Below are 19682 nucleotides of genomic sequence, written 5' to 3'. Positions count from 1 at the left end.
TCAGCTCGCCGCGAGCGCCTGGCGCAGCGCGGCCAGCACCGGCGCGCCGTCCGGCCGCACACCGCGCCAGATGAAGAACGATTCGGCCGCCTGCTCGACGAGCATGCCGAGGCCGTCGGCCGTGCGCGCGCCGAGCGACGCCGCATGCTGCATGAACACCGTCGGCTGCGCGCCGTACATCATGTCGTACGCGAGCGTGCCCGCGCCGAACGCGGCCGCATCGCACTCGGGCAGCGCGGCATCGAGGCTGCCGGCCGTCGCGTTGATCACCACGTCGTACGGCTCCGCGCGCACGACGTCGGGGCCGCCGCCCGCGAGCGTGCAGCCCGCATCGTGCGCGGCCTGCATGAACTGGCCCACGAGCGCTTCGGCCTTGCTCGCGGTGCGGTTCACGATTCCGATCGACAGCGGTGCGCGGTCGAGCAGCGGCAGCACGACACCGCGCGCCGCGCCACCGGCGCCGAGCAGCAGGATGCGTGCGCCCGCCAGCGACACGCCGAGATTCGCTTCGATGTCGCGCACGAGGCCGACACCGTCGGTGTTGTCGCCGTGGATGCGGCCGTCGGCGTCGATGCGCAACGTATTCACGGCACCTGCCGCCGCCGCGCGCGGCGACAGCGTGTTGGCAAGCGCATGCGCTTCGAGCTTGAACGGCACCGTCACGTTCGCGCCGCGACCGCCTTCGGCGACGAAGGCGCGCACGGCCGCGTCGAAACCGTCGAGCGGCGCGAGCCGGTGCGTGTATTCGACCGGCTCGCCCGTTTGCACGGCGAATTGCGCGTGGATGAACGGTGACTTGCTGTGCGCCACCGGGTTGCCGAACACCACATAGCGGTCGGCGCCGCTCGTCGACGCAGTCGCGGTCATGATGCGCGCCCCTCTTCGCCGGCGTTACCGTTCGCGGCTTCGCCGCCTTCACCGGCCGCCGCGCCATCCGCTTCCGCCAGTGCTTCGGCTTCGGTTTCGGCGGTTGCGTCTTCGGTGTCGATCAGCGTGTCGTCGCCGCCTTCGGCGTCATCCTCTTCCTCGGCAGCGTCGCCGCTCGTCACGGTCGGCGCGTCGAGCACGTTCAGCAAACGTACCGACGCCTCGATCGTCAGCTCATCGAGCGCCATCACGTCGAGCAACACGCGCGTGCCGCGCGCGTGCACGCCGAGCCCCGGCACGTGCAGCAGCAGCGGAATTTCCTCGAGGCGCACGAGGTCGCCCTTCACGACGCTCGCGACGACCTGCTTCTTCTGTTCTTGCGCGAGCCAGCGCAGGCACCAGAAATACTCCATCCGGCGCTGGTAGTCGGCGTAGGCCGTGTAGGTGTCGTCGAAGCCCTGCACGACCGCGTACAGGTCGGCGTCCTTCGGCTTGAACGGCGCGGCGAGCTTCGCGGTGACGCCATGCTGCACGCATGCGAGCAGTTGCCACTGGTTCACGAGGTCGACGTAGCGGCGCAGCGGCGACGTGCTCCACGCGTACTGCGCCACGCCGAGGCCTTCGTGCGGCGCGGCCGTCGTCTGCATCCGCGTGCGCTTCGGGCCCGGCGCGCCGAAGCCGCGCTGCGAGCGGTAGATGCCCGGCACCGTGTGGTCGTGCAGGAAGGCGCCCCAGGTCGAGTTCGCGAGGATCGCAAGCTCCGACACGATCAGGTCGAGCGGCGACCCGCGACGGCGCGGCGTGATCGACACGTGCTCGCCGTCGACGTAGAAGTTGTAATCGGTGTTGCGCTGCACCTCGCGCTTCAGGCCGTAGCCCGCGCGCGCGACCTGGCGCTTCTCGAACAGCGCCTGTGCGAGCGGCCACAGCACGGCGATGTCGTCCTTGTGCGGATACTCGCCGGTGCCGGCCGCGAGCGTCTCTTCGTTGACGAGCTCGTCGAGGTGGTTGTGCCGCAGGTTGCTCTTCACGAACACGAGCTCGGCGCGCGTCTCGTTCGCGACGATCTCCTGGGTTTCGCGATTGACGATGATGTACAGCGACAGCGCCGGACGATAATCGCCTTCCTTCAGCGTGAACACGTCGACGACGTCGTCCGGCAGCATCGTGATCTTGTCGCCCGGCATGTAGACGGTCGACAGGCGCGTGCGCGCGATCGCGTCGACCGGGTCGCCGCGCACGATGCCGAGCGCCGGCGCCGCGATGTGCACGCCGATTCGCACGCGGCCGTCGGCGAGGTGCTCGACCGAGAACGCGTCGTCGATTTCGGTCGTCGTGATGTCGTCGATCGAGAACGCCTGGACGTCCGCACGCGGCAGGTCGTCCGGCAGCGGGCCGACCGTGACGGCCGGGAAGCCCGTGCCGTGCGGGAAGAATTCCGCGAGGAAGCGCGCCTCGTGCAGCGCACGCGGCGACGCGATACCGCCGCAGTCGAGCATCAACCGCGCCGGCGACACGCCGCGCGCACCGGCCGCCGCTTCCATCGCCTTGTATTCGATCGAGTTCTTGTCCGGCCGCGTCAGCAGCCCGAGCACCTTGCCCGCGAACGCCTCCGGCAGCTTGCCGGCCTTCAGTTCCTCTTCGTACTGCACCTGGACGAGCGCCTGCTGGCGCTTGCGCTCGAGCGATGCGAGCGCCATCTTGAGCTGCTCTTCCGGCGCGCGCTGGTACTGGCCGCGCCCCTTGCGGCGGAAGTAGACGGGCGAACCGTGCAGGCGCAACACGAGCGCCGCGCGCTCGACCGGGCCGTACGACGCGCCGAAATATTCCGCGGCCAGCGCCGTATAGGCAAACTCGTCGGCCGGCGCGCATTCCCACAGGAAATCCAGATCGATCTGCTGCGCGGCCGTGTCGGCCTCCTGCATCAGTTCGCTTGCGGCCGGCTTGTCGAATTCGATCAGCACGTCTTTCGCGCGCACCTTCGCCCGCCGCCCGCCGGGCAACTCGACCTGAAACGCGTCGCCCTGGCGCGACAGCACGCTGCCCGCCTTGAAACTGCCCGATTCCTCGAAGAAAACGTTCACTCAGTACTCTCGTTCAGACTGCCGGGCGCCGCATCGGCGGCGCCGCATGATGATGGGAATTCGATCGGCACATGGCCGGTTTAAGACGTCTTTCCGTCGCAAAACGCGAGAACGTCGTCGACATAGTCGGCAAATTCGCTGATCCCGTGATCGCTGCCTTCGATCACGCGCGTCTTCGCGCCCGGGTAATGCGCGAGCATCTCGCGGTAATCGAGCACTTCGTCGCCGGTCGCCGCGAACAGATAGTAGCGTTCGGCACGCGTGATCGCCGGCACGCGCAGCGCATCGAGCTCATGCAGGTGACGGCGCTCGACGACGATCGTGCCGCCGCCGTGATACAGCGGCTGTTCGCCCAGATGCTGCTCGAGATCGCGCTGCGGCACGATCGCCGGATTCAGCAGCACGGCCTTCCAGCCGTGCTTTTCGGCCAGCCACGTCGCGTAATAGCCGCCGAGCGAGCTGCCGATGACGGTCACGTCGCGCGCACCAGCCACCTCGGCTTCCGCGACTGCGATCGCTTCGAGCGGGGACACCGACAGTGACGGGCACCGCCACTCGTCAATCCGGCCGAGGTCGGCCATGCGCGCGGCGAGCTGGCGCGACTTCTGCGATTCCGGCGACGACCGGAAGCCGTGCAGGTACAGGATCACGTGCGGCTCCCGAGCGCATCGAGCAACTTCTGGTGCACGCCGCCGAAGCCGCCGTTGCTCATCACGAGCACGTGGTCGCCCGGGCGGGCGGCTGCGACGACGGACTTCACCAGCAGGTGCAGATCGTCGAATGCGTGCGCCTTCTCGCCGAGCGGCGCCAGCGCTTCGGCCAGGTTCCAGCCGAGCGCGTCGCGCCCGGTCGGCGCGCCGTAGCCGAACACCAGATCGGCGTCGGCCAGGCTCGCCGGCAATTGCGACTTCATCACGCCGAGCTTCATCGTGTTCGAGCGCGGCTCGAGCACCGCGAGGATGCGGGCATTCTGACGGCCGATGCGGGCACGAAGGCCGGCGATCGTGGTGTCGATCGCGGTCGGATGGTGCGCGAAGTCGTCGTAGACGGTCACGCCGTCCACGCTGCCGCGCACTTCCATCCGGCGCTTCACGTTGCGAAACGACGCGAGGGATTCGGCCGCCTGCGCGGGCGGCACGCCGACGTGGCGCGCGGCCGCGATCGCCGCGAGCGCGTTCATCCGGTTGTGGTCGCCCTGCACCTGCCACGCGACTTCGCCGACGCGTTCCGCGTGCGAATACACCGCGAAGCGCTCGTCGACCGGCACGCCGTCCTCGGCCGGCAGCGCCTGCCAGCCGCCGTCGACGCCGAAGCGCTCGACCTCGCTCCAGCAGCCGCGCGCCAGCACGCGCTCGAGCGCGTCCGAGCGGCCGTTCGTGACGATCCGGCCGACACCGGGCACGGTACGCACGAGATGGTGGAATTGCGTCTCGATCGCGGCGAGATCCGGGAAGATGTCGGCGTGATCGAATTCGAGATTGTTCAGCACCGCGGTGCGCGGCCGGTAGTGGACGAACTTCGAGCGCTTGTCGAAGAACGCCGTGTCGTATTCGTCGGCCTCGATCACGAAGAAGCTCGAATCGGTGAGCCGCGCCGACACGCCGAAGTTCAGCGGCACGCCGCCGATCAGGAAGCCCGGATTCAGGCCCGCGTCTTCCAGCAGCCACGCGAGCATCGACGACGTGGTCGTCTTGCCGTGCGTGCCCGCCACCGCGAGCACCCATTTACCGGCCAGCACGTGCTCGCCGAGCCACTGCGGGCCCGACACGTACGGCAGGCCGCGATCCAGGATCGCCTCCATCAACGGATTGCCGCGCGTGACGACGTTGCCGATCACGAACAGGTCCGGTTTCAGGTCGATCTGCTCGGCGCCGTAGCCCTCGATCAGCGTGATGCCCTGCGCCTCGAGCTGCGTGCTCATCGGCGGATAGACGCCCGCGTCGCAACCCGTCACCGTGTGGCCCGCCTCGCGCGCGAGTACGGCGAGACCGCCCATGAAGGTGCCGCAGATGCCAAGAATGTGGATGTGCATAGATGAATGCTTTCGCGCCGCCGGGCGCCGTCGATTCGGAAAGGATGCGTGTGCGGCGCGGCGGACAGGCCGTGCGGCCGGCGACCGGCCAACGGCTTTTGCCGCGACACAAAGAACAGTATTGTAACTGACGGCCTGCCGTGCCCGGCGGCCCGAACGCTGCGCGCGAACGTCGCCGGCACGCCGGGCGGCAGGCCGCCGCACCCGCGCTCGGGCCCTGCGGCGATCGAGTATGATTGCCGGATCATGTCTCGTAAAACCCTTCTCGACCCGCGGCGCGTCCGCGAGGAAATCGCCCAGTCCGCCGCGCGCCTGATCGCGGAGGACGGCTTGGACTATGCCGGTGCAAAGCGCAAGGCCGCGCGCCAGTTGCTGGGCGATACGCGCGTTGCCGGCGAATGGCTGCCGGATAACGACCAGATCGAGGAAGAACTGCGCGAGTACCTGGCCCTGTTCCAGAGCGACACGCAGCCGGACGAACTGCGCCGCCTGCGCGAAATCGCGCTCGACTGGATGCGCCGGCTCGCCGAATTCCATCCTTATGTGACGGGCGCCGTGCTGAACGGCACCGCGAACGCGCATTCGGATATCCATTTGCAGGCATTCACCGACAACCCGAAGGACGTCGCGATCTACCTGCTGAACCAGAACGTCCAGTACGACGTCTCCGAGACGCGGCACTTCGCGGGCCGCGCCGACGTCGAGACGCTCAGTTTCCTGTGGCGCCCGCGGCGCGACGTCGATGCAATCGGCATCCATCTCGCGCTCTATGCGAGCGACGACCTGCGCGGCGCGGTCAAGGCCGACGCGCGCGGCCGGGTCGCCCGTGCCGATGCCGCTGCGCTGCGCGCGCTCGTCGAAGCAGGCAAGACCCCTTCCGAACCGGAATGATTCAACGATGATGATGAAACGCATGTTGGCGCTCGCGGTGGTCGCGGCCGCCGCCGTTGCCGGCGGGCTCGCCGCCGGCCATTGGTTCCGCGGCCCCGCCGACGACGGTGTCGCCGTCGCCGCGCCCGCCGCGCACGGCAGCCCCGTCGAACAGTTGTGGGCGGCGTCGCTGACGGGCACCGACGGCAAGCCGGCCACGTTGTCCGCGTTCAAGGGGCAGAAGGTCGTCGTCAATTTCTGGGCGTCATGGTGCGGCCCGTGCGTCGAGGAGATGCCGGAGCTCGTCGCGCTGTCGCACCAATACAAGCAGAAGGGCATCCGTTTCATCGGAATCGGCGTCGATTCCGAACAGAACGTGAAGAACTTTCTGCAGAAGGTGAAGGTCGATTACCCGGTATTCGTCAGCGGATATGCGGGCGCCGATCTGGCCCGCAATTTTGGAAATACGGCCGGCGCACTGCCGTTTACGGTCGTCATCGACGAAACCGGCAAGATCCGCGAGACAAAATTGGGGCAAATCCAGCCGGCGGAGCTCAAAAAGACGCTCGACGCGCTGTAACCTGCCCGAACGGCGGCCCGCACGTTGGCGGCAATTTGCCCGTCGATCGCCGCAATTTCGCGTGAATTCGCCGACACTTTGGATGCGCGCCGGTAATTCTTGCAGGTCGCGCGCGCTCGGCCGTTCGGCAAAACTAGACAAATTTCTCTAAATAGCGCTAAAGTTCGCGCAATTCCGCAGAAATAGAAGCGACCATGACACGATTGCTGGTGCTGCACGGCCCTAACCTGAACCTTCTCGGCACCCGGGAACCGGAGGTGTACGGCCGCGTCACGCTCGCACAGATCGATCAGGCGCTTGCCGCGCGTGCCCGGGAAGCCGGCGCCGAACTGTCGTCGTTCCAGAGCAACCATGAAGGCGCGCTGGTCGACCGCATCCAGGCCGCGCGGGAGGAACAGACCGATTTCATCCTGATCAATCCGGCCGCGTACACGCACACGAGTGTCGCGATCCGGGACGCGATCGCCGGCGTTGGCATCCCGTTCGTCGAGGTTCACTTGTCGAACGTGCATCGCCGCGAAGCGTTCAGGCACCACTCCTACTTTTCCGACCAGGCCGAAGGCGTGATCTGCGGGCTCGGCTGGAAAGGTTATCTGTACGCGCTCGAGTACGCGCTGGACAAGCTGCAAGGCACGTCGCGCGGCTGATTTCGCGATCTAGATTCAGCGCCGGCCCCTAACCGGCGCTTTCACGTATTGAAAGGGGAATTCCCGATGGATCTTCGTAAGCTGAAAACTCTGATCGACCTCGTTTCCGAATCCGGCATCTCCGAGCTGGAAGTGACGGAAGGCGAAGGCAAGGTGCGCATCGTCAAGAACGCGCCCCCGGTCTACGTGCAGCCGACGGCTGGGTATGCCCCGCAAGTCAGCGCGCCCGCCCCGTCGGCCGCGCTGCCGACCGAAGGCGCTGCCGCGCCGGCCGCGGGCGGCGCAGCCGCTCCGGCTGTCCCGCAGGGCCACGTCGTGACGTCGCCGATGGTCGGCACGTTCTATCGCGCACCGTCGCCGGGCGCGGACCCGTTCGTCCAGGTGGGCGATACGGTCAAGGAAGGCCAGACCATCTGCATCATCGAAGCGATGAAGCTGCTCAACGAGATCGAGTCGGACAAAGCCGGCGTGATCAAGGAAATCCTCGTCGAGAACGGCCAGGCCGTCGAATACGGCCAGCCGCTTTTCGTGATCGGCTAAGTCCGCCGCGCGGCCTGCGGGCCGCGCGCCGCCGATGCCCGCCAGGCGCCGTTCGCGCGCCCCTCGAAGAGACGAATACTCGCTATGTTTGAAAAAATCCTCATTGCCAACCGCGGTGAAATCGCGCTGCGCATCCAGCGTGCGTGCCGTGAGCTCGGCGTCAAGACGGTGGTCGTCTACTCGGAAGCCGACAAGGAAGCCAAGTACGTGCGCCTCGCGGACGAAGCCGTCTGTATCGGCCCGGCCCCGTCGAACCTGAGCTACCTGAACATGCCGGCGCTGATCAGCGCCGCGGAAGTCACCGATGCCGAGGCGATCCACCCCGGCTACGGCTTCCTGTCGGAGAACGCCGATTTCGCGGAACGTGTCGAGCAGTCGGGCTTCACGTTCATCGGCCCGCGCCCCGAAACGATCCGCATGATGGGTGACAAGGTCACCGCGAAGCAGACGATGATCAAGACCGGCGTGCCGTGCGTGCCGGGCTCGGAGGGCGCGTTGCCGGACGATCCGAAGGAGATCGTCAAGATTGCGCGCGCGATCGGCTATCCGGTCATCATCAAGGCGGCAGGCGGCGGCGGCGGGCGCGGGATGCGCGTCGTGCACACCGAGGCCGCGCTCGTCAACGCGGTCAACATGACCCGCGAGGAAGCCGGCCGTGCGTTCGGCAACCCGCAGGTGTACATGGAGAAGTTCCTCGAGAACCCGCGCCACATCGAAATCCAGGTGCTGTCCGACGCGTACAAGAACGCGATCTGGCTCGGCGAGCGCGATTGCTCGATGCAGCGCCGCCACCAGAAGGTGATCGAGGAAGCGCCGGCACCCGGCATTCCGCGCCGCCTGATCGACCGCATCGGCGACCGCTGCGCGGACGCCTGCAAGAAGATGGGCTACCTCGGTGCGGGCACGTTCGAATTCCTGTACGAAAACGGCGAGTTCTACTTCATCGAGATGAACACGCGCGTGCAGGTCGAGCACCCGGTATCGGAGCTGATCACGGGCGTCGACATCGTGCAGGAACAGATCCGCATCGCGGCCGGCGAGAAGCTCACGCTGCGCCAGCGCGACATCCAGTTCCGCGGGCACGCGATCGAATGCCGGATCAACGCGGAGGATCCGTTCAAGTTCACGCCGTCGCCGGGCCGGATCACGTCGTGGCATACGCCGGGCGGCCCCGGCGTGCGCGTCGATTCGCACGCCTACAATGGCTATTTCGTGCCGCCGAACTATGATTCGATGATCGGCAAGCTGATCACCTACGGCGCGACGCGCGAGCAGGCGATCAGCCGGATGCGCATCGCGCTGTCGGAAATGGTCGTCGAAGGCATCCAGACCAACATCCCGCTGCACCGCGAGCTGATGATCGATTCGAAGTTCGTCGAAGGCGGCACCAGCATCCATTACCTCGAAAACCGGCTCGCCCAGAAGCAGCAGGTCGCACCGGAAGAAGCGTAAGCATGAGCTATCGCGAACTCGTCGTCGAACTGGCCCGTGAGCATGCGGAGGCGCTGTCCGACGCGCTGCTCGAACTCGGCGCGCTGTCGGTGTCGGTCGAAGATGCCGACGCCGACACGCCCGACGAACAGCCGCTCTTCGGCGAGCCGGGCCTCGTGCCCGACCGCACCGCGTGGCAGCACTCGCGCGTGGTCGCGCTGCTCGCGGCCGACCATGAGCCGGCCGTGCTGCTCGCGGCGGCCGCGAACGAGATCGGCGTCGCCGAGACGCCGGCATTCACCGTCCGCGAAGTCGAAGAGCAGGACTGGGTGCGTCTCACGCAATCGCAGTTCGAGCCGATCCCGATCGGCGAGCGGATCTGGGTCGTGCCGTCGTGGCACGATGCGCCCGATCCCGACGCGCTCATCCTCGAACTCGATCCGGGCCTCGCCTTCGGCACCGGCAGCCACCCGACCACGCGCCTGTGCATGGAATGGCTCGAGCAGTCGGTGCAGCCCGGCCAGTCGGTGCTCGACTACGGCTGCGGCTCGGGCATTCTCGCGATCCTCGCGAAGAAATGCGGGGCGAACCCCGTCATCGGCATCGACATCGATCCGCAAGCGGTCGAATCGGCGCGGCAGAACAGCGAACGCAACCATGCGGAAGTCACGTACGGGCTGCCCGATGCGTGCCCGGACGGTGAATTCGACATCGTCGTCGCGAACATCCTGTCGAATCCGCTGAAGCTGATGGCGTCGATGCTCGCATCGAAGGTCAAGCCGGGCGGGCGCATCGCGCTGTCGGGCGTGCTCGCGCGCCAGGCGGACGAAGTGGCGGCCGTCTACGCACGCTATGTCGACATCTCGGTCTGGCGTGAGCACGAAGGTTGGGTATGCCTCGCCGGAACCCGACGCGAAAGCCATTAGAATAGCGCTGTCCTTCACTCTGGCCAGCAGGCCGCCCGGCTCGACATGCTTCTTGCGACGCGCTGCCCTCATTGCGAAACCGTCTTCCGGCTGCAGCAGGAACAGCTCTCGCTGCATCAAGGGCTCGTGCGCTGCGGGCATTGCCACGAAGTCTTCAACGCGTCCGAGTCGCTCGTTCCCGAGCACGCGCAGCAGCCCGAGCCGGTCCTGACCGAACCGGCTGCCGCGCAGGATGACGGTGATGCGCGTCATCCGGCCCCGCCTCGGCTGTTCGCCGCCGAAGCGCCGGCCGGGTCACCTTCCGACACCGATTACAAGCCCGAAGGCTGGGACATGTGGGCGCCGTGGCTCGATGCCGGCGTCGACCCGTCGCTGCAGCACAACGTGCGGACCGTGCGCACCGAGCCGCTGATCCCGCTTGCCCTTCCGTCCATCGAAGCCGGCGTCGTGCACCTGTCGGGTACGCCCGCACCGTTCGCGCCCTCCCCGGCCGAGCTGCCCGCCTCCGCTGCCGTCGAACAGCCGGCCGAATCGCTGCAGACGCAAACGCAATCGCAATCGCCGCAGGATGTCGAACCATCGGCCGCGCCCGTCGAACGCGACCCGCGTGAGCCCCGCTTCGTCGCGCACCTTCCGTCGGACGCAGAGACCGCTCACAACGCCGCCGAGCCCGTCGGTACCACGCATTTCGCCGTGCAGGACGACGAGCGCGCGCCGCGCGAACCGCGCTTTGCGTTCGCGCCTGCGCCAGCCGTCACCGAAGCCGCGCCCGAGCCCGACTCCGGCACCACGCGGCACGACGAGACGCCCGCCGCCACGACCCACGCGCCGGCCGCCCCCTTCCCCGCTGCGCTGACCGACGACGATCGTCCGCATTTCGCCGTCACGCGGGAAACCCGCGCGCCGCAGCGGCGCGGCATGCTCGGCGGCTTTTTCGGCGGCCTCGTCGCTGCCGTGCTCGCCGTGCTGCTCGTCGGGCAACTCGCATGGTGGCAGCGCGAAACGCTGATGATCTACTGGCCCGTCACGCAGGGCTGGTTCCGGCAGGCCTGCGCGCCGCTCGGCTGCACGGTTGCGCCGCCGCGCGCGATCGACGGCCTGCGGCTCGACGCGACCGACCTGCGCCAGCTCGACGGCCCGCGCGAGCTCGAGCTGAAGGTGCCGCTGACGAACCGCTACCGCGTCGCACTCGCCTACCCGTCGCTCGAGCTGACGCTGCTCGACGACACCAACCACGTGACCGTGCGCCGCGTACTCGCGCCGCGCGACTACGTGCGCCCGGGCACGCCGATCGACGCCGGGCTGCCGCCCGGCACGACGCAGACGATGGTCGTCCGCGTCGAAACGAACGGTGCGCCCGCCTCGAATTTCCGCGTCCAGATTTTCTATCCGTGACGCGCCGCGGCGCGCGCCTGCGCGCCCGTCTCAACCCGCGCGCCCGAGCGGCGCGCTATTTCGGAGCACGAACATGAGCAAAGTTACGCTGGGTGGCAACCCGATCGATCTCGCCGGCACGTTCCCGGCCGTCGGCGCACAAGCCGCCGATTTCAAGCTGGTCGGCAAGGACCTCGCCGACCTGTCGCTCGCCAGCTTCGCGGGCAAGCGCAAGGTGCTGAACATCGTCCCGAGCCTCGACACGCCGACCTGCGCGACGTCGACCCGCAAGTTCAACGAAGCCGCATCGTCGCTCGACAACACGGTCGTCGTCGTCGTGTCCGCCGACCTGCCGTTCGCTGCGACGCGCTTCTGCACGACCGAAGGCCTCGAGAATGTCGTGACGGCTTCGACGTTCCGCACCGGCCGCGCGTTCGCGAACGCGTACGGCGTCGACGTGACGAGCGGCCCGCTGAACGGCCTGACCGCACGTGCGGTCGTCGTGCTCGACGCGCAGGACAAGGTGATCCACGCGGAACTCGTCGGCGAAATCAAGGACGAGCCGAACTACGATGCCGCGCTCGCCGCACTGAAGTAAGCTTTCTTTCGCTTTCCCCTGCCGCGCCGCGCCTTTCGCGCGGCGTTGTCGCGCAGGGTTCCTCATTTCTACAGGAACGCACACCTTGGCTACGTTGATTTGCGGCTCGATCGCCTACGATTCCATCATGACCTTCGAGGGGCGGTTCCGCGAGCACATCCTGCCCGACCAGGTGCACCTCATCAACCTGAGCTTCCTGGTGCCGACGATGCGCCGCGAATTCGGCGGCTGCGCGGGCAACATCGCGTACGCGCTGCACCTGCTCGGCGGCGATGCGCGCATCATGGGGACGATCGGCGCGCTCGACGCGCAGCCGTATCTCGACCGGCTCGACCAGCTCGGCCTGCGCCGCGACCACGTTCGCGTGCTGCCCGACACGTATACCGCGCAGGCGATGATCACGACCGATCTCGACAACAACCAGATCACGGCGTTCCACCCGGGCGCGATGATGCAGTCGCACCTGAACCACGCGGGCGACGCGCCGGGCATCAAGCTCGCGATCGTCGGCCCCGACGGCTTCGACGGGATGGTGCAGCACGTGGAAGAACTCGCCAAGGCCGGCGTGCCGTTCGTGTTCGATCCGGGCCAGGGCCTGCCGCTGTTCGACGGTGCGACGCTGCGCCGCAGCATTGAACTTGCGACCTTTGTAGCGGTCAACGACTACGAGGCCAAGCTGGTGAGCGACAAGACGGGATGGTCCGAAGATGAAATCGCCAGCCGGGTCGATGCCCTCGTCATTACGCGCGGCGAGCACGGCGCGACCATCCGCCACAAACAGGGCACGGAGCAGATTCCTGTCGTGCCGGCCGAGCAGATCTCCGATCCGACCGGCTGCGGCGACGCCTTCCGGGGTGGCTTGCTGTACGGCATCGAGCATGGCCTCGACTGGGCAACCACGGGCCGCCTCGCGAGCCTGATGGGCTCGATCAAGATCGCCCACCAGGGGCCCCAGACTTACGTACTGACGCGCGCCGAAATCGACGCACGCTTCGAGACTGCATTCGGTTACAGTCTCAAATGAATTTTGTGGGAGAGCAAAGATGTTGACGAAAAAGACCCTCACGCTCGCGGCCATGCTGACGGCCTCGCTGACGCTCACCGGTTGCTTCACCGCACCCGGTTCGGCGGATGTCTATAGCGTCGGCCAGGCGCAGCGCGAACAGACGGTCCGCATGGGCACCGTCGAAAGCGTCCGCGCGGTGCGCATCCAGTCCGACGGCGGCGGCAGCGCGATCGGCACGCTCGGCGGCGGCGCGCTCGGCGCAGTGGCAGGCAGCGCGATCGGCGGCGGCAAGGGGTCGATCCTGACCGCGATCGCCGGCGGCCTCGTCGGCGCGGTCGCGGGCAACGCGGTCGGCGAAAACCTCAGCACGGCGAACGGTGTCGAAATCACCGTGCGCCTCGACAACGGCGATCTGCGCTCGATCACGCAGGCTGCAAGCGGCGAAGCGTTCCGCGCCGGCGAACGCGTGCGACTGCTGTCGAGCGGCGGCGTCACGCGCGTCACGCACTAACAGGTACCTCAGCACGCGGCGCAAGCCGCGGTCGAACGCATGTGCGAAGCTGCACATGCGTTTTTTTTCGTCCGTGCTCGCCGCAGCCGGCTTGTGGGTGTCCGGGATGCGGGCACATCGGCAGCGACGGACGAAAAAAATCCCGCCACCTGAGCCAGATGGCGGGACTGATTGAGTAGCGCTACTCAACCCACGGACACCACGTGAGTGTCCGGGTGGTGCAGGTCAGCCTCGATTACGGACGGCTGCCGGTCGGGAACGGCCATGCCGCTGCCGGGTTGAGCGCGGTCTTCACGCCCGATGCCGGCGCAACCGATGCGGTCGACGCGGTCGTTGCCGGCGCAGCCTTCTTCACGACGGCCTTCTTCGGAGCAGCAGCCTTCTTCGGAGCCGCGGCCTTCTTCGCCGGAGCCGGAGCGGCAGCCGGAGCAGCAGCGGCAGCCTTCTTCGCCGGAGCAGCGGCCTTCTTCGCAGGGGCAGCCTTCTTCGCAGCAGGCGCAGCCTTCTTCGCGGCAGCCTTCTTCGCAGGCGCAGCCTTCTTCGCAGCAGCCTTCTTCGCCGGCGCGGCCTTCTTCGCAGCAGCCTTCTTAGCCGGTGCGGCCTTCTTCGCAGCAACCTTCTTCACTGCGACTTTCTTGGCGGCAACCTTCTTCGCTGCGGCCTTCTTCGCCGGTGCTGCCTTCTTCGCGGCAACCTTCTTCACTGCGACCTTCTTGGCTGCAACCTTCTTCGTTGCGACCTTCTTCGCAGCAACCTTCTTCACTGCTGCCTTCTTCGCCGGTGCTGCCTTCTTCGCGGCAACCTTCTTCACCGCGACCTTCTTCGCAGCAACCTTCTTCACTGCAGCGGCCTTCTTCGCCGGAGCAGCAGCCTTCTTCGCAGCGACCTTCTTCACTGCGGCCTTCTTTGCAGCCGGTTTCTTCTTGGCAAGTGCCATGTTGTTCTCCTTCAGGTTCAGATGAGAGTCAGTTCAAACTACACCCTTCGTCAAAACCCGCTTCCCGCGGACGCTGTTCAGGACGTGCGCTTCGAAGCGGGCTATTCATCGGCGTACGCGGATACCACGCGCTTACGCTAATGAATACGGTATGGCGCGCGTGGCCACTCGGCCTCGCGCGCCAAATCAAGTCGGTAGCCGGCGCACCTCGCGCCGCTACCCCTAATCGCTTGATCAAGCGGACCGCCACACGGCCGTCCGCTTTTTCCGGAGGGAAGTTTGCCCATCCCACTGAAGGGTTCGCAAAGTGCCTGTCGTGTCGTCGTGCCGTTAAGGCACCGGGCATGCTTTGCATCAGGCGTTCTTGCTCCTAAACCTTGAGCCGGGGCCGAGAGGCCGCCGGCTGTTCCATCATGTGACGGGTTCGCTGCTGCGGGTTATTCCCAGGACAGCGCGCCGCCCGTCTGATACTCGATCACACGCGTCTCGAAGAAGTTGCGTTCCTTCTTCAGGTCGATCATCTCGCTCATCCACGGGAACGGGTTTTCCTCGTTCGGGTACAGCGGATCGAGGCCGATCTGCTGGCAACGACGGTTGCTGATGAAGCGCAGATAGCTCTTGAACATCGACGCATTCAGACCCAGCACGCCGCGCGGCATCGTGTCCTCGGCGTAGCGGTATTCGAGTTCGACGGCCTGCTTAAACAGCTCGCGGATCTCGGCGCGGAATTCGGCGGTCCAGAGATGCGGATTCTCGAGCTTGATCTGGTTGATCAGGTCGATGCCGAAGTTGCAGTGCATCGACTCGTCGCGCAGGATGTACTGATATTGCTCTGCAGCACCCGTCATCTTGTTCTGGCGGCCGAGCGCGAGGATCTGCGTAAACCCGACATAGAAGAACAGGCCTTCCATGATGCAGGCGAACACGATCAGCGACTTCAGCAGCTTCTGATCCGCTTCGAGCGTGCCGGTCTTGAAGGCCGGATCCGTCAGCGTGTGGATGAACGGGATCAGGAATTCGTCCTTCGCGCGGATCGACGTGACCTCGTGGTACGCGTTGAAGATCTCGCCTTCGTCGAGACCGAGCGATTCGACAATGTATTGGTACGCGTGCGTGTGGATCGCCTCTTCGAACGCCTGGCGCAGCAGGAACTGCCGGCACTCGGGCGCCGTGATGTGGCGGTACGTGCCGAGCACGATGTTGTTCGCCGCGAGCGAATCGGCCGTCACGAAGAAGCCGAGGTTGCGCTTCACGATGCGGCGCTCGTCCTCGGTCAGACCGTTCGGGTCCTTCCACAGAGCGATGTCGCGGGACATGTTGATTTCCTGCGGCATCCAGTGGTTCGCGCAACCGGCCAGATACTTTTCCCACGCCCACTTGTACTTGAACGGCACCAGCTGATTGACGTCAGTCTGGCCGTTGATGATGCGCTTGTCGGCGACATTGACCCGCGCTTCCGAACCGCCGGCGGGAACAGCCGATGCTTGCGGGGGCACCGCAAGATCGCCTTCGAAAATGTCGCGGACCTGATGGGCGGCAGGCGTTGCAGCCTGCAGTCCGACAGCCGTTCCTGCGGAGGTGCGCATTGCGTTTTGCTGCGCTCCGCTCGCGGGAGTTACGGCAGTCTTCTCTTCATCCCAGTTGAGCATAAATTCTCACCATCAATTTAGAACGGTTTGTACCATCTTTTCCTGAGCGATAAAAGGGTTCGCTCACGAAAAATCCTTTTTTCGATTCGCGTTGCGACCTCGATACAACACTTTGAGCAACGCATCGTCGTTCATGCAGCGCGCGATGTGCGTCGCGCGTGTATCGCGAGGTGCGCTCGACGCATCGAACGCTGATCGAAACGCGACGTCGTCGGGGATGTTTCGATCGCTTGTCACTGCCTGCAACGCAGGTGCCGCGTTACAGATTCCTTATCATTTTTTTAGTTGAGAGCGGCGCACACTTCAACCTCGATCGGTCGTCGTGTGCGCCGCGCTGACCTGCTTCCCAGGTCAGGCGCACTGCGTTACTGGCACGCTTCGCATTCGTCGAAGCCAGGATCTCCGGGACGCATCGTGCACACCGGACCATCTGCCTCGACCGGTGCGAGTGCCGGTGCCGCGTTGACCGCGCCCGACGACGCATCGCCGCCTGCCGCACCGAAGCCGCCGGCTGCGCCTTGCGCGCCGCCGCTGCTCGAGCCGCCGCCCGTCGGCACGGCGTTCAGCGCGCCGTGTGCGACCGTCGACTTCTCGACGTGCGTCGCCGCCATCGTGCGGAGGTAGTAGGTCGTCTTCAGGCCACGCAGCCATGCGAGCTTGTAGACCTCGTCGAGCTTCTTGCCCGACGCGCCGCCCATGTAGATGTTCAGCGACTGCGCCTGGTCGATCCACTTCTGGCGACGCGATGCCGCTTCGACCAGCCACGTCGGGTCGACTTCGAACGCGGTCGCGTAGATCGCGCGCAGGTCGGCCGGGATGCGGTCGATGCGCGACAGCATGCCGTCGAAGTACTTCAGGTCGGCGACCATCACTTCGTCCCACAGGCCGCGTTCCTTCAGGTCGCGCACCAGGTACTCGTTCACCACCGTGAATTCGCCCGACAGGTTCGACTTCACGTACAGGTTCTGGAAGGTCGGCTCGATACAGGCCGACACGCCGATGATGTTCGAGATCGTCGCCGTCGGCGCGATCGCGACGCAGTTCGAGTTGCGCATGCCGTGCGCGGCGATCCGCGAACGCAGCGACGTCCAGTCGAGCGATTCGGAGGTGTCGACTTCGACGTAGCCGCCGCGTGCTTCCGTCAGCAGCTTCAGCGTGTCCTGCGGGAGGATGCCGCGATCCCACAGCGAGCCGCGGTAGCTCGAGTAGCGGCCGCGCTCTTCGGCCAGCTCGGTCGACGCGTAGTACGCGTAGTAGCAGACCGCTTCCATCGAACGATCGGCGAACTCGACCGCCGCTTCCGACGCGTACGGCGTGCGCAGCAGGTGCAGGCAGTCCTGGAAGCCCATGATGCCCATGCCGACCGGGCGGTGCTTCAGGTTCGAGTTTCGCGCCTTCGGCACCGCGTAGTAGTTGATGTCGATCACGTTGTCGAGCATGCGCATCGCGACGCTGATCGTACGCTTCAGCTTGTCGTGGTCGAGCGCGTAGCTGCCGTCGGCCTGCTTCACCAGGTGGGCGACGAGGTTCACCGAGCCGAGGTTGCACACCGCGATTTCAGTGTCGCTCGTGTTCAGCGTGATTTCCGTGCACAGGTTCGACGAGTGGACGACGCCGACGTGCTGCTGCGGCGAGCGCACGTTGCACGGATCCTTGAACGTGATCCACGGGTGGCCCGTCTCGAACAGCATGCCGAGCATCTTGCGCCAGAGTTGCTGCGCCGGGATCTTCTTGAACAGCTTGATCTCGCCGCGCGCGACCTTGTCTTCGTAAGCCGTGTAAGCCTTCTCGAATTCCGCGCCGAACTTGTCGTGCAGGTCCGGGCAGGTCGACGGCGAGAACAGCGTCCAGTCCGCACCTTCCATCACGCGCTTCATGAACAGGTCGGGAATCCAGTTCGCCGTGTTCATGTCGTGCGTCCGGCGGCGATCGTCGCCCGTGTTCTTGCGCAGCTCCAGGAACTCCTCGATGTCGAGGTGCCACGATTCGAGGTACGCGCAGACCGCGCCCTTGCGCTTGCCGCCCTGGTTGACCGCGACGGCCGTGTCGTTGACGACCTTCAGGAACGGAACCACGCCTTGCGACTTGCCGTTCGTGCCCTTGATATGCGAGCCGAGTGCACGCACGCGCGTCCAGTCGTTGCCCAGGCCGCCGGCGAACTTCGACAGCAGCGCGTTTTCCTTCAGCGCTTCATAGATGCCGTCGAGATCGTCCGCGACGGTCGTCAGGTAGCACGACGACAGCTGCGAGCGGTGCGTGCCGGAGTTGAACAGCGTCGGCGTCGAGCTCATGAAGTCGAAGCTGGACAGCACGTTGTAGAACTCGATCGCGCGCGTTTCGCGGTCGATCTCGTTCAGCGACAGGCCCATCGCGACGCGCATGAAGAAGGCCTGCGGCATTTCGATGCGGGTGCCTTCGACGTGCAGGAAGTAGCGGTCGTACAGCGTCTGCAGGCCGAGGTAGCCGAACTGCAGGTCGCGGTTCGCGTCGAGCGCTTCGCCGAGGCGCTTCAGGTCGAACTGCAGCAGCTTGTCGTCGAGCAGGCCGGCGTCGACGCCGCGCTTCAGGAACTGCGGGAAGTATTCCGCGTAACGGGTCGACATCTCGGCCTGGACCACTTCCTCACCGAGGATCTCGCGACGGATCGTATGCAGCAGGATGCGCGACGTGACCTGGCTGTATGCCGGATCCTTCTCGATCATCGTGCGCGCAGCCAGGATCGCCGAGTCGTAGACCTGGCTCATCGGCACGCCGTCGTACAGGTTCTTCACCGTTTCGGCGACGATCGGGTCAGGGTTAACCGCAGCGCCGAGGCCGTCGCATGCCGACACGATCAGCGCGCGCAGCGCGTTCAGGTCGAGCGGGCGCGTGACGCCGTTGTCGACGACGTTGATGCCGGTGCTCGCCTCGCCGCCGGCTGCCGCTGCGTCCTCGCCCGCGTGCTGGCGCTCGAGGTGACGCTTCTCGCGATACAGCACGTACGCACGCGCGACGTTGTGCTCGCCGCCGCGCATCAGCGCGAGTTCGACCTGGTCCTGGATGTCTTCGATATGGAACGTACCGCCGTTCGGGCGGCTGCGCACGAGCGCGCGCACGACGTTGTGCGTCAGTTGCTCGACCTGCTCGCGCACGCGCGCCGATGCCGCACCCTGCCCGCCATTGACGGCCAGGAAAGCCTTGGTCACCGCAATCGCGATCTTCGAAGGTTCGAACGAGACGACGCTGCCGTTGCGGCGGATCACCTTGTAGTCGGCGAACGTGGCCTGCGGCGCGAGCGCCTTCGCGCCCTGTTCGGTCCCGCCGAGCGGACGGCTCGAGGCGCTCTCGTACTGGGACGTCGCGTTGTCGGTGGTTTGCATGTGCAAAGCTCCTGGTGTTGGATGGTGCGGAGAGAACCGCGGATTAAAACGAACGCTGCGCAACGCGGTGCGCGAGCGGTAAGAGGCGAGCGATGCGCCGGGGAAGCCGGTTCGGTCGATGCGCGACAACCGGTCCGGTCGTGTGCTTCGTCATGTGTACCCTGCCCCGTCGATGTTCGCTGCGCTGATCGCGACGCCCGGACCGCCCGGCCTGACGCGCCGCCCTGAGAACCCTGTCCGCCGGCGTTGCCCGCCGGCCGGTGCCGCTCGG

At 66.3% G+C, this 19682-nt stretch carries 18 protein-coding genes; 10 read left to right on the top strand and 8 right to left on the bottom strand.

Going from position 1 to position 19682, the window contains the following annotated elements:
* The 4 genes from aroE to mpl form a co-directional block, all read right to left on the bottom strand.
* A complete protein-coding gene (aroE, locus tag CFB41_RS02730) occupies window positions 1–867 on the bottom strand; it encodes a shikimate dehydrogenase (protein ID WP_089455560.1) in 867 nt (288 codons plus the stop codon).
* On the bottom strand, window positions 864–2951 hold the full coding sequence (locus tag CFB41_RS02725; RefSeq protein WP_089430583.1) for a ribonuclease catalytic domain-containing protein: 2088 nt from the start codon (window positions 2949–2951) through the stop codon (window positions 864–866). Before CFB41_RS02725 ends, aroE begins: the two co-directional genes overlap by 4 nt.
* A gap of 80 nt (window positions 2952–3031) precedes the next feature.
* Window positions 3032–3601 (bottom strand): YqiA/YcfP family alpha/beta fold hydrolase, encoded by a 570-nt coding sequence (locus CFB41_RS02720; RefSeq protein ID WP_089455559.1) that lies wholly within the window; start codon window positions 3599–3601, stop codon window positions 3032–3034.
* Entirely contained in the window at window positions 3598–5187 is a 1590-nt protein-coding gene (mpl, locus tag CFB41_RS02715; RefSeq protein ID WP_373558609.1) for a UDP-N-acetylmuramate:L-alanyl-gamma-D-glutamyl-meso-diaminopimelate ligase, read from the bottom strand. The genes CFB41_RS02720 and mpl overlap by 4 nt, the downstream gene beginning before the upstream one ends.
* Window positions 5188–5229: 42 nt before the next feature.
* On the opposite strand from mpl, the gene CFB41_RS02710 reads away from it, so the two are divergent.
* The 10 genes from CFB41_RS02710 to CFB41_RS02665 all read left to right on the top strand — a co-directional run bounded on the left by CFB41_RS02710 (window position 5230) and on the right by CFB41_RS02665 (window position 13466).
* On the top strand, window positions 5230–5874 hold the full coding sequence (locus tag CFB41_RS02710; protein WP_039353186.1) for a hypothetical protein: 645 nt from the start codon (window positions 5230–5232) through the stop codon (window positions 5872–5874).
* A gap of 7 nt (window positions 5875–5881) precedes the next feature.
* Window positions 5882–6433, top strand: a complete 552-nt coding sequence (locus CFB41_RS02705) for a TlpA disulfide reductase family protein (protein ID WP_089455558.1) — start codon at window positions 5882–5884, stop codon at window positions 6431–6433.
* Between the two features lie 194 nt (window positions 6434–6627).
* Window positions 6628–7080 carry a type II 3-dehydroquinate dehydratase gene (aroQ, locus tag CFB41_RS02700; RefSeq protein WP_011350880.1) on the top strand — a complete coding sequence of 151 codons (453 nt, stop codon included), beginning with the start codon at window positions 6628–6630 and terminating at the stop codon, window positions 7078–7080.
* Window positions 7081–7146: 66 nt separating this feature from the next.
* Window positions 7147–7620, top strand: coding sequence for an acetyl-CoA carboxylase biotin carboxyl carrier protein (accB, locus tag CFB41_RS02695; protein WP_046544894.1), 474 nt, complete (start codon window positions 7147–7149; stop codon window positions 7618–7620).
* An 84-nt stretch (window positions 7621–7704) separates the two neighbouring features.
* Complete coding sequence (gene accC, locus CFB41_RS02690; protein WP_021161890.1) at window positions 7705–9072, top strand: acetyl-CoA carboxylase biotin carboxylase subunit; 1368 nt, start codon at window positions 7705–7707, stop codon at window positions 9070–9072.
* A 2-nt stretch (window positions 9073–9074) separates the two neighbouring features.
* Window positions 9075–9977: a 50S ribosomal protein L11 methyltransferase gene (gene prmA / locus CFB41_RS02685; protein WP_089455557.1), complete on the top strand. Its 903-nt coding sequence runs from the start codon at window positions 9075–9077 to the stop codon at window positions 9975–9977.
* A gap of 45 nt (window positions 9978–10022) precedes the next feature.
* Window positions 10023–11372 carry a DUF3426 domain-containing protein gene (locus CFB41_RS02680; protein ID WP_089455556.1) on the top strand — a complete coding sequence of 450 codons (1350 nt, stop codon included), beginning with the start codon at window positions 10023–10025 and terminating at the stop codon, window positions 11370–11372.
* Window positions 11373–11445: 73 nt separating this feature from the next.
* Window positions 11446–11949 carry a thiol peroxidase gene (gene tpx, locus CFB41_RS02675; RefSeq protein ID WP_027783488.1) on the top strand — a complete coding sequence of 168 codons (504 nt, stop codon included), beginning with the start codon at window positions 11446–11448 and terminating at the stop codon, window positions 11947–11949.
* Window positions 11950–12034: 85 nt separating this feature from the next.
* Window positions 12035–12973 carry a carbohydrate kinase family protein gene (locus CFB41_RS02670; protein ID WP_089439186.1) on the top strand — a complete coding sequence of 313 codons (939 nt, stop codon included), beginning with the start codon at window positions 12035–12037 and terminating at the stop codon, window positions 12971–12973.
* Window positions 12974–12992: 19 nt separating this feature from the next.
* A complete protein-coding gene (locus CFB41_RS02665; RefSeq protein WP_021161893.1) occupies window positions 12993–13466 on the top strand; it encodes a glycine zipper 2TM domain-containing protein in 474 nt (157 codons plus the stop codon).
* A 235-nt stretch (window positions 13467–13701) separates the two neighbouring features.
* Here CFB41_RS02665 and CFB41_RS02660 read toward each other — a convergent pair whose 3' ends face one another.
* The 4 genes from CFB41_RS02660 to CFB41_RS02640 all read right to left on the bottom strand — a co-directional run bounded on the left by CFB41_RS02660 (window position 13702) and on the right by CFB41_RS02640 (window position 19411).
* Window positions 13702–14403, bottom strand: coding sequence for a histone H1-like DNA-binding protein (locus CFB41_RS02660; RefSeq protein ID WP_089439185.1), 702 nt, complete (start codon window positions 14401–14403; stop codon window positions 13702–13704).
* A 28-nt stretch (window positions 14404–14431) separates the two neighbouring features.
* On the bottom strand, window positions 14432–14758 hold the full coding sequence (locus tag CFB41_RS02655; protein ID WP_089455555.1) for a hypothetical protein: 327 nt from the start codon (window positions 14756–14758) through the stop codon (window positions 14432–14434).
* Window positions 14759–14840: 82 nt separating this feature from the next.
* Window positions 14841–16052 carry a ribonucleotide-diphosphate reductase subunit beta gene (locus tag CFB41_RS02650; RefSeq protein ID WP_039353057.1) on the bottom strand — a complete coding sequence of 404 codons (1212 nt, stop codon included), beginning with the start codon at window positions 16050–16052 and terminating at the stop codon, window positions 14841–14843.
* Between the two features lie 365 nt (window positions 16053–16417).
* A complete protein-coding gene (locus CFB41_RS02640; RefSeq protein WP_089439183.1) occupies window positions 16418–19411 on the bottom strand; it encodes a ribonucleoside-diphosphate reductase subunit alpha in 2994 nt (997 codons plus the stop codon).
* Window positions 19412–19682: the final 271 nt, after the last annotated feature.

Origin of the sequence: Burkholderia sp. AU33803, from assembly GCF_002223095.1 — a bacterium.
Classification (GTDB): Bacteria; Pseudomonadota; Gammaproteobacteria; order Burkholderiales; family Burkholderiaceae; genus Burkholderia.
Note: the sequence above shows the minus strand (reverse complement) of the source record. Positions and strands in the feature narration are given on the sequence as shown.

What these genes read in the sequence shown, in the direction of transcription:
- aroE (WP_089455560.1), bottom strand. Translation starts at nt 867, where the DNA reads ATGACCGCGACTGCGTCGACGAGCGGCGCCGACCGCTATGTGGTGTTC.
- CFB41_RS02710 (WP_039353186.1), top strand. Translation starts at nt 5,230, where the DNA reads ATGTCTCGTAAAACCCTTCTCGACCCGCGGCGCGTCCGCGAGGAAATC.
- CFB41_RS02705 (WP_089455558.1), top strand. Translation starts at nt 5,882, where the DNA reads ATGATGATGAAACGCATGTTGGCGCTCGCGGTGGTCGCGGCCGCCGCC.
- aroQ (WP_011350880.1), top strand. Translation starts at nt 6,628, where the DNA reads ATGACACGATTGCTGGTGCTGCACGGCCCTAACCTGAACCTTCTCGGC.
- accB (WP_046544894.1), top strand. Translation starts at nt 7,147, where the DNA reads ATGGATCTTCGTAAGCTGAAAACTCTGATCGACCTCGTTTCCGAATCC.
- accC (WP_021161890.1), top strand. Translation starts at nt 7,705, where the DNA reads ATGTTTGAAAAAATCCTCATTGCCAACCGCGGTGAAATCGCGCTGCGC.
- prmA (WP_089455557.1), top strand. Translation starts at nt 9,075, where the DNA reads ATGAGCTATCGCGAACTCGTCGTCGAACTGGCCCGTGAGCATGCGGAG.
- CFB41_RS02680 (WP_089455556.1), top strand. Translation starts at nt 10,023, where the DNA reads ATGCTTCTTGCGACGCGCTGCCCTCATTGCGAAACCGTCTTCCGGCTG.
- tpx (WP_027783488.1), top strand. Translation starts at nt 11,446, where the DNA reads ATGAGCAAAGTTACGCTGGGTGGCAACCCGATCGATCTCGCCGGCACG.
- CFB41_RS02665 (WP_021161893.1), top strand. Translation starts at nt 12,993, where the DNA reads ATGTTGACGAAAAAGACCCTCACGCTCGCGGCCATGCTGACGGCCTCG.
- CFB41_RS02660 (WP_089439185.1), bottom strand. Translation starts at nt 14,403, where the DNA reads ATGGCACTTGCCAAGAAGAAACCGGCTGCAAAGAAGGCCGCAGTGAAG.
- CFB41_RS02655 (WP_089455555.1), bottom strand. Translation starts at nt 14,758, where the DNA reads ATGCAAAGCATGCCCGGTGCCTTAACGGCACGACGACACGACAGGCAC.
- CFB41_RS02650 (WP_039353057.1), bottom strand. Translation starts at nt 16,052, where the DNA reads ATGCTCAACTGGGATGAAGAGAAGACTGCCGTAACTCCCGCGAGCGGA.
- CFB41_RS02640 (WP_089439183.1), bottom strand. Translation starts at nt 19,411, where the DNA reads ATGCAAACCACCGACAACGCGACGTCCCAGTACGAGAGCGCCTCGAGC.